This is a genomic window from Candidatus Clostridium helianthi (assembly GCF_045310795.1).
In the GTDB taxonomy this organism is placed as follows: domain Bacteria; phylum Bacillota; class Clostridia; order Clostridiales; family Clostridiaceae; genus Clostridium; species Clostridium helianthi.
Window position 1 is genome coordinate 94,139 of the sequence record NZ_JBJIAB010000004.1, and the last position, 15,214, is coordinate 109,352.

Here is a 15,214-nt window from a genome sequence, read left to right on the forward strand (position 1 = left end):
GAATTTTTAGGAAGGAGAGATAAATATGTCTAGAAAGAAGAATAAATGTTGCTGTGAAAAGAAACATCATGAGTGCTGCTGTGAGTCTAATAATTCAGGTTTATTTGGAGGCGGAGGAAGTGGCTGCACACCAATTATATTCCTATTAATAGCATGCGGATCAGGTTTATTAAACTGCAATAAATCTTATTTGATTATTTTACTATTCTTATTATGTGGTGGCTGTTTCACTGACTTTTTAGGAAGTGGAAACCAAGGTAGTTATTGCTGCTAGGATAGTGGATAGAGGGCTTTAAAGCCCTCTAAAAAAATGCATAAAAATATAAACATTTTTAGAATGATATACATATATTAAAAAGAGACAATTTTAAGTGAGAGGATTTTAAAATGGCTAAGCATAAACATAGAGAACAAGGTCAAACATCAAGTGATACTAGTTCTAATATTAATGATAATGCTAGAAATGCACCTTTTGGAATTGATCCTATGCAGTTAATGGGATTACTAGGTGGAAATTTTGATATGAATAATATGGGGAATATGTTAGCTTCAATGAATACAAATGGATTTAATTTGGGAAATTTAAATTCAATAGCTCAAATGATGGGGTTAAATTTAGATAATAACTTATTTCAAGGAAATATGAGTGGAAGTCAAAGTAATGTAAATAATAAGAATATGTATTCAAATCCTAAAGAATATTCTAGCAATACGAATCCTAAAAATTCTGAAAATCTAAATGAAGATAAAGGTGTTAAAAAGAGCAATGTTACAACCAATAAAAACATTAAGGATAAGGATGCGAACTTAGAATTTTTAATGGCAATTAGAAGCTATGCTCATCCGGATAGAATAAAGTTTATTGATAGAATCATTGAAGCTTATAAGAATGGAGAACTCAAAGAAGCGTAAAAAATAAAAATTATTTTTTAAATTGTGTATACAAAAAGAAATCATGTCAATAATATTAATGTAATAGAGAAAGTATTCTCTTACAAACTTAATGGATTATTATTAAGTAAGACTTGATTTAGATAGGTATTTCCATCTAAAATCTAGTTAAACTTATCCAGAAGTTTAATGCCGTTTGGTTAACATTTAAAGAGTTTGATGTGTTAATGGCAGTTCAACTATCGGATAAATTTTTTACTTCATTAAGTAACCCCTCATCCCCCTTTAGGCCGCTAATGCGGCCTTTTATATTTATTTAGCTTTTTGTATACTATTTATTTTATAAGAAGAACCTTGCTTTTCAAAATCTATTAATAATATCAACTCACTCTTATTATTTGTACCTTTAAGATTGCTTTTTTCAAAAGATAGTCTCCACCTTATAGCTGACGGCTCTAATGAGTCAGTCCACTTATAATCATAGAAAAAGGCATTTTGAAAAGTATACGAATAATTATCTTTGTCTAAACTCCAAAGTAAAGATAAATTCTCCTTGTCAATTGCAGAAGAGAAGATATCAGGAAGATCATCAACTACGTAAGGAAGTTCAACTAAATTAATAAAACTTGTTGCAGAATCTAATGATGGAAGATTTGTATTATCCTTACTAGTATCTAAAATATCATTATTAATGAGCATAAAGCTATTTAATGAAGAAAGCCCTTCTGATGATGATATTGAATAACATTGAGGAGTCTTAGAATTTTTACAATCCAATATACCAAAAATATTATTATTACTTGAATAAAGCAAATCAAAGTTTTTCTTATTCCACTTAAATACATAAGAGGTAGATTTATTATTTTTAGAGCCAAGAAGTATAATTTCAGGAATATTATCTCTAGAAAGATTATGAAAATAAACTTTAGGCTCAAAATGAAGATTAGTTGTGAAAAGTGTTTTGTCACTAAGCTGATTTGAAAGATAATGATCATTATCAAAACAATTTATATTAAAATCAACCTTATTTTGTGAACTTAATAATTGAAAAGTATCTTTTTTGCCATCACCTGTTAAGTCGTATTGTGTATTTTGGGTAATGTTTATTGGAGACATAGTTTGTAAGGACTTAAACTTATTAGAAATAAAGTAAACCATACTTAAAATTAAAAATAATGCTGATATATATAGTACTGAGTTTACTAAAATCCTTTTCTTTAATATTATGATTTTCATTATGTATCACCTCAATAAATTATATGTTGATATAGTGATGCATATTAATAATATAAAAGCGATAAAATAAAAAAAGACCATAACTTCAAGCAAAATATTTCTTGCCTAAGTTATGATCAGGATGAAAAAGATAACAATTATTTGCAGTTGCTACAATAACCATAAAAATAAACCTTATTTGAAACAATCTGATAATCAGTATGCTCTTTTGCAAAAGCATTAAGATTATCTAGAGATAGATCATTAAAATCATCGACTCTTCCGCAACTTAAGCATTGTAAGTGAGGATGAGGTGATGAATTTCCATCATATCTAAAGTTTCCTTCACCAACATTTATTTCTTGAATTAATCCTACATCAACTAATGTTTTTAATGCTTTATATACAGTAGCTAAACTCATAGTTGGATATTGGATATGGATATCAGAATAAATGACATCTGCTGAAGGATGAGAAGTAGTATTAATTAAATAGTTATATACTGCAAGACGTTGAGGAGTTAATTTTAGCTTTTTTTCTTTAAAAACTGAAGCTATTTGATCCATTGTAAAAACCTCACTTCTATTAGTTTTATGTATCGATTATAACATAAAAATAAATAAAGAGTCAATTAATTAATTAATACTATTTTTAAACAATTATTATTATTTAGAGAAATATTGTTAATAAAAATGCAAAGAAAAAGATTGAGTTTGTTTAATTTGAACATTTAATTATAAATAAATACCAAATTTCAATTAATTTTCTGATAATTGAATGAAAATATCAAAAATTTGTTGTACATTAAAGAAAAGTCTGTTAAAATATAACTAAGCAGAGTATGTTAATTAATTAACATACTACAGTAATTATAATTACTATTTCTACAAAAAAATGATAATTTTTATTACAGACTTAATCAAAATCATTTAGCCTATGATAAAAATATAAATAGAAATTGATGAGGAGGCGTATTTTTGTGGGAAAATATAAAGTTGGGGACGAATTAATAATTGTAAATGATCCAAGCAAGGATAATGAGAAGTTAAAGGAATTAACAAAATTAACTGTTGATGGAGACTTCGCACAAATATCTTGGGGAATAAAAATATTAGAAGTAGAATATGACAAGCCATATGTGACATTAACTTATAAAAATGTTAAAGGCGAGAAAAATAAAGTTTTTTCTGAATGTAGAGACATAGAGAACTTTGATAAAGAAAAAGTTTTGGAAAAAGCATTGCTTAGAGCATTCCAAAATGAACTTATAAATATATCAGTTGTTAAGAATATTTGTCAAATATAATTATAAAAATTAAGGAGCATTATAAAAAATGCTCCTTAATTTTACATAGAATTCCATTGTAAAATCTTTACTTTTAAGGGCGTTTGTAATATAATGAATTCATAAATTTATGAGATTTATAAATTATTAGGATGAGAAAAGGATGGCGGGTTTTATGAGTAGGTGTCCATTTTGGTCAACAACAAAAGAGAAAGTGGAGTGTTATAGCGAATGCCCTATAAAAAGTGAAGCATTAAAAGGGCAAGAGGATAAGTGTTGTGTTTTTAATGAATGTAGTGAGTCAACCAGTATCGATTTTAAGGAAATTATGAAAGAAGACTATGGTTTTCTAAATTTGTCTATATATGATGACGAAAAGAGAATAAATATTAACTATTAATGCTAAAGAAATATAGATTAGAATATTTTCATATATTCTAATCTATATTTTTATAAATAAAAGAAGTATATCTTTATTTAATCTATAAATATATTATAATATTTTTAGACAAGTTCACTAATTAACTTAGTTTTATATAGTCTTACTCTTGTGCTTCATAAGAGTTTGTATATTTATGAAGAAGAGAATGTTTTAAAGACCATAAATTTTGTGATAAATCAACATAATAAGTATGAGGATTTTCAAATCTAAGTACTTCAGGCCACAGCTTATCAGTTTCAAGTTTTGAAAAATCTTTTATTTCTAAAACTGTAGGAGATTTATACACGCACTTTCCACTTTTGAATATTTGGGCTTGAAGTTCTTTAGTGTAATAGTTCTTGATTTTTTTTCTCTTCCATGTGTGAATAGGGTCGAATATTATTAATGGTTCATTCTCGTTAATGTTTTCATCTCTTAAAGTAATTAAATCCGCAATGGCCTTATGAGAGTTTTTATCAAATATTCTTATTATCTTCTTAAAACCTGGATTTGTTATTTTTTCTTCATTTTCACTTATTTTAATTTTAGGGATAATTTCATTATCACCTTCCAATGCAACTAATTTATAAACACCACCAAAAACAGGTTCTGACTTAGCAGTTATAAGTCGCTCCCCAACTCCAAAAGAGTTTATGCATGCACCTTGGTCTAATACATCTTTTATAATGTGCTCATCAAGAGAGTTTGAGACTACAATTCCACAATCCTCATATCCAGCTTCATCTAACATCTTTCTGCATTTTGTTGTTAGGTAAGTAATATCACCAGAATCTATTCTTACGCCACGAGGTCTTTTACCAAGAGGCTTTAAAACTTCGTCAAATACTTTTATTGCATTTGGAATTCCTGACTTTATGACATTGTAGGTATCAATAAGTAATACGCAGTCGTCTGGATAAATTTCAGCCCAGGCTTTAAAAGCATCATATTCTGTATCATATAATTGAACCCAACTATGAGCCATAGTTCCAACAGCAGGGATATTAAACATTCTGTCTGACATAGTGCAGGCTGTTGAACTACATCCGCCTATAATAGCTGCTCTAGCACCATAAATTGCACCATCATAACCTTGAGCTCTTCTTGAACCAAATTCCATTACAGGACGCCCATCCGCTGCTCTACAAATTCTATTAGCTTTTGTGGCAATCAGTGTCTGATGATTTATTGTTAAAAGAATCATTGTTTCAAGGAATTGAGCTTGAATTACGGGACCACGAACAGTTACAAGAGGTTCGTTTGGAAATACTGGGTTTCCTTCTGGAACAGCCCAAACATCGCAACTAAAATCGAAGTCTCTTAGATAGTCAAGAAATTCTTCGGAGAAGGCGTGTTTATTTCTTAGATAAGTAATATCGTCATCAGTAAATTTTAAAGTACTTAAATAATCAATTAATTGTTCAACTCCAGCCATTATACAGTATCCGCCATCATCGGGGATTCGCCTAAAGAACATGTCAAAATATGCTATTTTGTCTTTAAGTCCTTTACGGAAATAACCATTACCCATAGTCAATTCATAAAAATCAACTAACATCGTTAAATTTCGTTCATCCTTAACATTAAAACTAGATTTATTATCCATAATAATCTCCTTTAAAAAAACATGTAAATAATTTTATTTTATAATTATCGTTTAATCCATTATAAATTAAAATGCATAAAACTATTGTACATCTATAAGAGTTTGATTACAATATAGTTGCTTATAACTTAAAATCAGACATATATTAATTTTTTGAATTTAAGTAGAAAATATTCAGTATTATGAGAGGAAAATGAAATTCATATAGTAATTATGGAAAGAATTTAAAATATGTAAGTCTTATATAAAGAAATTCATAAATGCTGAAATGTAAATAGGAATGAAAGAAGGAGCATTACAGTGGGGTACGATCTTGATAAATATCAGATGGATGCAGTAAAGGCAGAAGAAAAAAATGTCTTGATAGTTGCAGCACCTGGATCTGGAAAAACTACGGTTATAATAAATAGAGTTGATTATCTAGTAAAGCATAAAAGAGTAGCTAATGGAAATATAATAGTAATTACATTTACAAAAGCTGCAGCTCAGAATATGAAGAATAGATATGTATCTAAATTCAATACGAACAGTTCACCATTTTTTGGGACATTCCATGGATTATTTTATAAGATACTTTTGAGATGTGGAAGAAATATCGATATAATTGATGGAGCCGTTGTTCACAAAATAGTTAGTAATATTTTAGGCAAATACTTTGATGAAGTTAATGAAGATAAGATTAAAGAAGCAATAAATAACATTTCTTTGTATAAAACTTCAAGAGTTCCTCTAAATGAGTTTAAGCCATCAATTGCAAAAGAAATTTTTGAAGAAGCATTAGAAAAATATGAAGAGTATAAAAGAGAACATAATAAAAGAGATTTTGATGATCTAGCTATAGAAGTATTAGATCTGCTAAAGAATGATAAGAATATGTTGTTGTCTTATAGGAAATTATTCAAGTATGTTTTAGTTGATGAATTTCAAGATTGTGATGAAATGCAAATAGATTTCTTAAGGTTAATAAATGAGGGGGAAGATAATAATCTTTTTGCAGTGGGAGATGAAGATCAATGTATTTATTCTTTTAGAGGGTCAAAGCCAGAGTATATGGTTAACTTTGATAAAATATTTATAGGTGGGAAAAAATATTATTTATCTATAAATTATAGAAGTAGAATGAATATAGTTGATAAATCAAAAGCTGTAATAGGCTATAATGAAAAGCGAAATAATAAAGATATAAAATGGAATAAAGAGTGTGATGGCATTGTTAAGTGGTTTAATCCATATAATGAAAAGATGCAGGCAGAAAGTTTGACTGATATAGTTATAAATAATAAAACTTTAGGAATTAATTATGAAGAAAATGCAGTATTGTATAGGACTAATATAGAGTCTATGTCTATTATTGATGTATTAACTAAAAGAAAGATTCCATTTACGCTACTTGATAGAGAATATAATTTTTTTGAGCATTTTATTTGTAGAGATTTAATCTCATACTTAAGATTAAGTGTAGATGAGTTCGATAGAAATAGTTTCTTGCAAATAATAAATAGGCCTTTCAGATATATAAGTAAGGGAAATTTATTTTATATAAAAAATTATGATAGAGAAGAAAGTCCATTCACTATAATGATTAGCAAAGATGATACACCACCATTTCAAAAGAAAAAACTCGATGAGCTAAGAAAGGATATAAACTATTTAAATAAGATATCTTTATCATCAGCAATCGCATATATAGTAATGGATTTAGGATATAGAGATTATCTTCAGGAATATGCTAATAAATTTAATCAAAGTTTTGAGGATTTAGAAGATATAATAGAAGAATTTAAATTATCAGCAGAAGGATATAAAACTATATTTGAATTTCTAGAACATATAGAGGAAGTAAAACAAAGTATAGAGGAAAGTAAAAGAAAAACTAAGAGAGAAGGCGTTATCTTAAGTACTATACACGGTGTGAAAGGAATGGAGTTTAAAAATGTCTATGTTATAAATTGTGTAGAAGAAACAATCCCACATTCAAATAGTATAAAAGATAATATAGAAGAGGAGAGAAGGCTTTTCTATGTTGGAATAACTAGGGCAATAGATAACCTTTATCTATTTTCTCCGAGAAGCAGGAAAGGCCAATTTAAGGATGTTTCGAGGTTTATTATCGAAGGAAAATTAAATGATATGCCAGTTGATACTTATGGATACGAGATTGGAAATAAAGTAGCCCATAGAACGTATGGTATTGGAGAGATTGCTGGATTTGATGAAAATGACAAAGATAAGATTAAATTGAAGTTTGATGATGGAATTTTTAGAAGTTTTTCTTTGAAAATTTTGGTTGATAACAATTTAATATCAAAATGTTAAATTAAAAAGATAATAATTAAATTTAAGTTGGTAGAACTCCATTCATGTAACAGTTGAGAAATTATTATGTGAATGGAGTTATTTTATTGTTAAATTATTTAATCACAAGATTTTTATAATTATCTTTTGTAATCACTTTATCTTTTACCAAATATTTATCAGGAATATTTTTATTAAGTAAAAGATTCTCCATAAGTTCCTGAGCTGCGATTTCTCCAACTTCTGTAGCACTTATGTATGCGGAAGCTATAAGAGGAGAGTTTTCTTTTTGAAATTCATCCTTTGCTACATATCCACCTACCCCTACAGCAACAGAATTTTCTGCAAGACCAGATTGATCCAGTGCTTTTATTGCACCAATGGTGCCAGCTTCATTTGCAGACATGACAAACCAATTTTTTATATTTTTATTAGAGGTTATAGTTGAGGCAGCAGAATAAAAACTTTTTTCTGATTGTCCATTATATTCAGCTTGAAAAATATTTTCTCTTGGAAAGCTTGGAAGTTTATTTTTAAATGTTTCTAATTGTCCTTCAGTTCTAGGTATGCAACTAGATACAGAATCCATTGACATAAGCAGAAGTCCTGAAGAATTAGGATCACTTAATTTATTATTCTTTTCTAAATAATCAACCATGAGACTAGTCATATCCCTTCCGATTTGATTAGAACCTATTCCAACAAATGGTGCAATATAATTACCTTCATCATCAGTAAGAGGATCGTCGCAGGCTATAACAGCAATATTTGATTTCTTACATCTATCTACAGTGATTTTACTTAATTTTTGATCAGGAACGCATATTAATATACCATCTACTTTTTGAGTAATTAAATTATCCAAAGCAGATAAATACACATCAGGATTCATTTTAGCATCTATAGTAATTACATCTTTTGCTCCCATAGCCAAAGCTTTCTTTTTTGCAGCTTCACTTTCTTCCTGAAACCAAGCTTCATCTAAAGTTTTGTAAATAACAGCAATAACTAAATCAGATTTTTTTAAACTCTGTTTAGAAGTTGTAGTATCACAAGAGAAAGCAAAACTAGATAAAATTATTATTACAACTAAAAGTATTTTCTTATTCATGTAAATATAAATTCCTTTCACAATTGTTAAAATATATATTTGGAGTAGTTATAAATTAACTAAATCACTATATTAGAAATAGGTAATATATAGTATAGATGAACATGTTTAATAAATCTTAAGTGAATATCTTAACTAGAAATCAGAAATATTTTTGTGTAGTAGGCATTTGAAAATGAGCTGTTAAAGGTTATTAGTTGTAGGTTGTTCCAATTTAGCTTGTCACTACTTTTAGTGGGAGCATGCTAAATTGGGTGCAACCTGCAACTTAGAACCTTTCAGCGCAATTTTCATAGTCCTACGTAACAAAAATATTTCTGATTTCGGCAAGCCATCACCCAACTATAGATTTTTAAAATAAGAGTCTCTAAATTGGTTTGGAGTGATACCTGTAACTTTTTTAAATAAAATACTAAATTGTTGAGGACTATTAAATCCAAGTTTGTCTGATATTTCATAAAGCTTATAGTTAGTTGATAAAATTATTTCTTTAGATTTTTCAATTCTAGCTCTTAAAATATACTGCGTAACATTTTCACCTGTTTCTTCTTTAAAGATTCTGCATAAATAAACTTTATGGACATTAATGTTTTCTGCTATATCTGTTAGACTAAGAGATTGATTAAAGAGATTTTTGTTTATGTAATCTATGGAATCAGCAACCTTTTTACTATATTTATTTTTAAAAGAGTTATTAAAATTAATATTTATTATTTTAGTAAAGATCTCAATAAACCATCCGCTCATTTCTTCAACGGTTTCTTTTGTTGATAATATTTCTATAGGTAGGTATGAAGTTGAAAAAATATCTTCATAAGCTATAGAATATCTATTACAGGTTCTTACTACTAAATCTAGGAGCGAGGAGTTTATATAATTTAGATAATTAAACTGCATAAATCCTCGTATATCTTTATCATATAAGTGAGTTAACTCTGATTTTAAGTTTTCAATATTATTTTGTTCAATAGCTATATTAATGGCATTAATTCTTTTTACTAAAGTATCAGTATCTAAGTCTAAATTTTTAACAAAGGTATTATTTAAAATTATAGTATCATTGCCTAGGAATACTTTCATTTTAGAAAGTTTAAATGCTTCATCAAAGTATTTCTTTATTTTAAATGGCTTTTTAAATGTTGAGCTCACACTTATTGTTAAGCTGATATTATGCATGAGGGAAATCCTTTTTCTTATTTCCTGTGCTAAATAATAACATTCATTTATTATATCTGCTTCACTAATGGTTGGCGTCAAGCGTACAATAGCTGTGAATTCTCCATTTTCACTATAAAAACATTCACCAATATTGAGTTCTTCGATGCTTTCAGAAACATTTTTTATTATTTCGTTAAGGGTATTTGTATAGAAATTCTCATCTTCTATATATTTAAAAAAGTTATCTATCTGGATGAGGAAAAGAACAAAAAGTTTTCCATTTAGATTAAGGTTAAGGTTTTCAATAAGGTTATAACAATCATCTTGACTTATATCATTAAATATAAGCTTTCTTAGTGCAATATCCTTATTTTCCCTTAGAAAATTTAAAAGTTTATGTTCTTTTTTTATTTCACTCTTTTTTATAGTTATATTATCAAGATCAGTTTTAGTTTTTGCTAATATTCCATATAGATCATTAGGTGTTATTAAATCTTTTATCAAGTAGTCTGTTACGCCCATTTTCATAGCTCTTTGCGCATACGTAAAGTCCTCATAGCAGCTTAATATTAAAAATTTTTGAGATTTATTTATTTTCTGTACTTCTTCTATTAAATCTAAGCCATCTATAATAGGCATTTGTATATCTGTAATAATAAGATCTGGTTTTATATCAGTATATTTGTCAAGTGCTTCCTTACCATTTGAAGCACTATATACTATTCTAAAATCAGTGTCTTCCCAATTTATGATGCATAAGAGAATTTCTCGTGCAGGTATTTCATCGTCTACAATCATTACTTTATACATGCTATTTGCCTCCTTTTTTAGAATTAAGGCACACTGACTTGTTATTTCCCGAATGTGCTCTAGTAAATGTATGGAATATTGAATTCTATACAAGTTCCAATTCCTGTTTTGCTATATACTTTTAAGTCATACTCGCTTCCAAAATATAGTCTGAGTCTTTCGCTTATGTTATCTAGGCTTATACCATTAAAGCCTTTGTGAGTTGATTTTCTCTTACTAATTCCTACGCCATCATCGATAACTTTTATTTTTATAAAATCTTTTTGTGGCAATATATCTATTTTTATAGTCCCAGCACAGCCTTTAGGTACTATTCCATGATAAAGAGAATTTTCAATAAGTGGCTGAAGAATAAGTTTTGGCACTAAACAGTTATTCAATTCTTCAGGAATATTACATACTAGTTTAACTATATCTCCATATCTATACTTCTGTATCTTCAGATAATTTTGAGTGCATGTAAGTTCATCTTTTAAGGTTATAAGCTTTTTACTTGTTGATATGCTTTGCCTTAGCAGACCATTAAAGGATTGAATAAGTTCTCTTATTTCATTTTGATTATTTTTTATAGCCAAATAGTTTATTGTATTTAGTGTATTATGTATAAAATGAGGATTTATTTGTGATTGCAGTAAATCCAGCTGGGTTTTCATGGATTCAACTTCAAGCTTTTTGTTCTCCTCTTCTTCCTTATAGATTTGTTCAATTAGATTTTTTATATTGTAAATCATTTTATTAAAACTAATTATAAGATACTTAAGTTCATCTTCGGTTTTGGCCTCTAGTTTGTCTGGCCATTCTCCATTTTCAAACTTATTCATTGCTTTTGTAATGTCATATATAGGATCTGTAATTTTCTTTGAAGTAAAGTGGCTGATAAAAATTACAACTGCAATACTAAAAATACCAATACAATAAATTAACCATCGAATAGAATCAAGGTTTCTGGTTAAAGAGTCCAAAGATATTAATCCAATGACTCTCCATTCTGGATATGCTTCTATAACACTATTAAATTCCATATACTTTACGTTATTAACATTTACAGTATCATTATTAACTTTTTCAAGCATTATATTGTCATAATCAATATTTCCTATTTTATAAATCAGATTACCATTTTTATCAACAATAAAAGTGCTATCAAAGACTCCATGGCAGTAATCATCTATGTTCATAAATAAATTCTTTTTCTTTATATTGATCATAAGGTAGCCGATAAGGGAGTAGTTTTCTTTATCCAAATACCTAGAAAAATAAGTTATAGTTGTTCTTTTTTCATAGTCGGCATTCTCATAATTAAATGGAAAAGTATTAGGAGAAGAAAATTTGTTTGAATATCCACTTTCAATAAAGTTGTCCAATTCTTTATTTCCATAAATTAATTCACTATAAGGATATTGTGAATAAAGAGGATCCATTATTTTTTTATCTGTTGTTAAAGGAATTATAGAAATTATATAGTTACTCCATTTACAATATTCTGAAAGAGTATTAAAAAATTCTGTATTAGTTTCTGGAGTTGCAGAGTTATTTCTATTAACTTTAGACATATAATCATAAATATTTTTATCATTTTCAATCATATAAGAATCATGCCTTATAGAATCTAAATTTTCATTAAGGATTTTAGAAATTACAGTTATTTTCTCAGTAGCAACGTTATTATATTGTTTAATTATTTCTTTAGAAAAAATAGAACTTATAGAGGACGTAACAGCTAAAGTTAATCCAAGTATTATAATTGAAAAATATATAGTTATTCGATTTCTTATCTTTGTGATTTTTTTTACCTTCATTGATCATCACCATAGGAAATTATAGCACTAAGAGTATAGGAATTCTAGTGAAGGTATGTACTTAATAGTGGATTTAAATTTATGTACTGGCTAATTATAAATTAAAGATGTGGTGTAGAATATATCTTAAATTAAAAATGATGAATATTTTTAATTGAGTACTGTATGGAAATCGGAGTAAAGAAATGTTTATTATTTTTTAAAACCAACGATGAAAGAGGGATATATAAAATTTATTTTTAATTAAGTTAATATTTTATAAGAAAAGTTAATAAATAAGATTTTTATAATGGAACGATTTCAATATAATGTGATTAACGATTACAGAAAACAATAACATACTGTAGTTTACGGAAATATGAACAGTTTATATTTAGGGCACTTATTAAAATCAATTGTGGAATTCTATGTGATATGTAAACGTTCGTAATTTTAAAGGAGGAAAAAAGCATGTTAACCGTTATTTCATTTTTATTTTGTATCGTATTAGTAGCAACAATTACGTATCGTAAGCTAAAGGGGCAAAAAAATAATTCAAAAGATTCTTATTTCTTAGGTGGACGTAGTTTGACAGGTGGTGTGATAGGGGCATCTTTATTACTTACAAATTTAAGTGCATCTAATTTTGTAGGCATGAGTGCTCAAGCTTACTCAAGTAATATGAGTGTTATGGGCTGGGAAGTTGGCTCTGGTATTACTCTTGTAATTGTAGCTTTATTTTTACTTCCAAGATATTTAAAACAAGGGGTTACAACTGTGCCTGATTTTCTTGAAGAACGTTTCGATTCAGGTGTTAAAAAGATAGTCTCAATATTATTTTTATTAGGTTATGTTTCGAATTTACTTCCAATAACTCTTTATTCAGGTGCTATTGCATTGGCTCAAATATTTAATGTGCAAGAAATGTTTGGTATAAGCTATACAGCTAGTATTTGGATTATGGTTTGGGTTATCGGTATAATAGGATTTATTTATGCTATACTTGGTGGATTAAAAGCAGTTGCAGTATCAGACACGCTAAATGGTATAGGACTAGCTATTGGTGGATTAATAGTACCTATCTTTGGAATAATATATTTTGGTCATGGCAGCTTTTCAACAGGATTATCAAATATATTAGTTAATCATCCGGATAAATTCAATGCTATAGGAACATCACAAGATCCTATACCTTTTGGAACTTTATTTACAGGAATGCTTTTAGTTAATCTTTATTATTGGGGAACTGATCAAGCAATCATTCAAAGAGCATTAGCGGCTAAAAATTTAGCGGAAGGGCAAAAGGGAATAATTTTTGCTGGACTTTTAAAAGTATTAACACCATTAATAGTTATAGTACCAGGAATAGTAGCTTTTCATATATATGGAGCAGGTGTTGAAAATCCAGACTTATTATATTCAAGACTAGTAAACGATGTATTGCCAAAACCTCTAATTGGGTTCTTTGCAGCAGCTATGTTTGGATCAGTATTAAGTGTATTTAATGGAGTGTTAAATAGTGCATCAACCTTATTTGCATTAAATGTATATAGCCCTGTATTTGGAAAAGGAAAGTCTGATAAGGAAATAATATCAAAGGGTAAGATATTTGGACTTGTGTTAGCTATAATTTCAATGACTATAGCACCATTTATAATGTATGCACCACAAGGGTTATTCCAATACTTGCAAACAGTAAATGGTTTCTTCAATGTGCCTATATTCACAATAGTTTTTATAGGATATGTAACAAAAAAGGTACCGGCTATAGCGGCAAAAATATCAATAATATTCTTTGTATTAACTTATGGAACACTTCAATTAATAATAAAACCAGAAATGCATTTTCTTCATCAATTAGGAATCTTATTTGTAATCACATGTATGATTATGCTAATCATTGGTAAAATAAAACCAAGAGAAAAGGAATATGTATTAAAAGACAATAAGGTAGTAGATATTAAGCCATGGGAATATCGTTATGAAGCTTGTGGAGTAGTATTATTCTTGATGGTATCAATGTATGTTGTTTGCTCAAAATTAGGATTTGCCAGTGGAAATGGAATAGGAATTAGAACATTGATACCTATAGCCGTAATTGCAGTAGTAATGTATGGATTAGTGAAAGTAGTAAAGGCAAGAGGTCTAAGAAAGAAAGCGGGAGATAATGCAGAGTTAGTTTACAGAAATTCAGTAGAGAAATTGGATTTTTAACTAAAAAGTCATTGGGGATTTAGTATAGATGCACATATTTAATCCCCATTATGTATAAGCAGAAATTATACTTAAGCAATCATTTAGTAAGTTGATAAAGTTAGTACTATTATAGGAGTTTCTGCATAATATATTATACCCATATAATTTCAAACATCTCTTCAGATAAAATCTCCCACCTTATTTATTTAAGGGGGAGATTTTAGACTTTTTGATTAATGCTTTATTTAGAACAATAAATGATGTGCATTAAATGATTAATGTTCTCATATAATATTAACATCCTTTTAATATTTATTTTCTTTTAACATTACTTAGCTCCTTTATAGGAGCTTTGTATTTATTATAATCAAGGCAAAAAGCTAGAAAGTTTAATACTTTCTAGCTTTTATATATGTTGCAATAATAAACTTACATTTAAAATTCTAAT

Annotated in this window: 12 protein-coding genes; 6 read left to right on the forward strand and 6 right to left on the reverse strand. The window is 28.0% G+C overall.

The genetic code is table 11. The annotated features are described in order from the left end of the window. The first annotated feature begins 25 nt into the window (after positions 1 to 25). Together ACJDTP_RS04745 and ACJDTP_RS04750 are read left to right on the forward strand one after the other, a co-directional pair. Entirely contained in the window at positions 26 to 274 is a 249-nt protein-coding gene (locus ACJDTP_RS04745; RefSeq protein ID WP_077837945.1) for a hypothetical protein, read from the forward strand. Positions 275 to 387: 113 nt separating this feature from the next. Continuing rightward, positions 388 to 912: a hypothetical protein gene (locus tag ACJDTP_RS04750; RefSeq protein WP_078114952.1), complete on the forward strand. Its 525-nt coding sequence runs from the start codon at positions 388 to 390 to the stop codon at positions 910 to 912. A gap of 291 nt (positions 913 to 1,203) precedes the next feature. Here ACJDTP_RS04750 and ACJDTP_RS04755 read toward each other — a convergent pair whose 3' ends face one another. Together ACJDTP_RS04755 and perR are read right to left on the reverse strand one after the other, a co-directional pair. Next, positions 1,204 to 2,127, reverse strand: coding sequence for a hypothetical protein (locus ACJDTP_RS04755; RefSeq protein WP_103697689.1), 924 nt, complete (start codon positions 2,125 to 2,127; stop codon positions 1,204 to 1,206). 137 nt (positions 2,128 to 2,264) lie between these two features. Continuing rightward, positions 2,265 to 2,672, reverse strand: coding sequence for a transcriptional regulator PerR (perR, locus tag ACJDTP_RS04760; RefSeq protein WP_406760628.1), 408 nt, complete (start codon positions 2,670 to 2,672; stop codon positions 2,265 to 2,267). A gap of 413 nt (positions 2,673 to 3,085) precedes the next feature. Between perR and ACJDTP_RS04765 the strand changes: the two genes are divergently transcribed. Then, positions 3,086 to 3,412: a hypothetical protein gene (locus tag ACJDTP_RS04765; protein WP_011968671.1), complete on the forward strand. Its 327-nt coding sequence runs from the start codon at positions 3,086 to 3,088 to the stop codon at positions 3,410 to 3,412. A 142-nt stretch (positions 3,413 to 3,554) separates the two neighbouring features. Further along, a complete protein-coding gene (locus ACJDTP_RS04770; RefSeq protein ID WP_241394402.1) occupies positions 3,555 to 3,791 on the forward strand; it encodes a hypothetical protein in 237 nt (78 codons plus the stop codon). A gap of 142 nt (positions 3,792 to 3,933) precedes the next feature. On the opposite strand, the gene ACJDTP_RS04775 is transcribed toward ACJDTP_RS04770, so the two are convergent. Continuing rightward, positions 3,934 to 5,418, reverse strand: a complete 1,485-nt coding sequence (locus tag ACJDTP_RS04775) for a nicotinate phosphoribosyltransferase (RefSeq protein ID WP_406760629.1) — start codon at positions 5,416 to 5,418, stop codon at positions 3,934 to 3,936. 300 nt (positions 5,419 to 5,718) lie between these two features. On the opposite strand from ACJDTP_RS04775, the gene ACJDTP_RS04780 reads away from it, so the two are divergent. Then, entirely contained in the window at positions 5,719 to 7,734 is a 2,016-nt protein-coding gene (locus ACJDTP_RS04780; RefSeq protein WP_103697692.1) for an ATP-dependent helicase, read from the forward strand. A gap of 94 nt (positions 7,735 to 7,828) precedes the next feature. Here the strand turns inward: ACJDTP_RS04780 and ACJDTP_RS04785 are convergent, their stop codons facing one another. The 3 genes from ACJDTP_RS04785 to ACJDTP_RS04795 all read right to left on the reverse strand — a co-directional run bounded on the left by ACJDTP_RS04785 (position 7,829) and on the right by ACJDTP_RS04795 (position 12,591). Next, positions 7,829 to 8,824, reverse strand: a complete 996-nt coding sequence (locus ACJDTP_RS04785; protein ID WP_406760630.1) for an arabinose ABC transporter substrate-binding protein — start codon at positions 8,822 to 8,824, stop codon at positions 7,829 to 7,831. A gap of 342 nt (positions 8,825 to 9,166) precedes the next feature. Beyond that, the gene (locus ACJDTP_RS04790; protein WP_406760631.1) at positions 9,167 to 10,792 is read right to left on the reverse strand and encodes a response regulator transcription factor; all 1,626 of its coding nucleotides are present in this window, start codon (positions 10,790 to 10,792) and stop codon (positions 9,167 to 9,169) included. A 59-nt stretch (positions 10,793 to 10,851) separates the two neighbouring features. Then, entirely contained in the window at positions 10,852 to 12,591 is a 1,740-nt protein-coding gene (locus ACJDTP_RS04795) for a sensor histidine kinase (RefSeq protein ID WP_406760632.1), read from the reverse strand. Between the two features lie 450 nt (positions 12,592 to 13,041). On the opposite strand from ACJDTP_RS04795, the gene ACJDTP_RS04800 reads away from it, so the two are divergent. Beyond that, positions 13,042 to 14,784, forward strand: coding sequence for a solute:sodium symporter family transporter (locus tag ACJDTP_RS04800; protein ID WP_406760633.1), 1,743 nt, complete (start codon positions 13,042 to 13,044; stop codon positions 14,782 to 14,784). Positions 14,785 to 15,214: the final 430 nt, after the last annotated feature.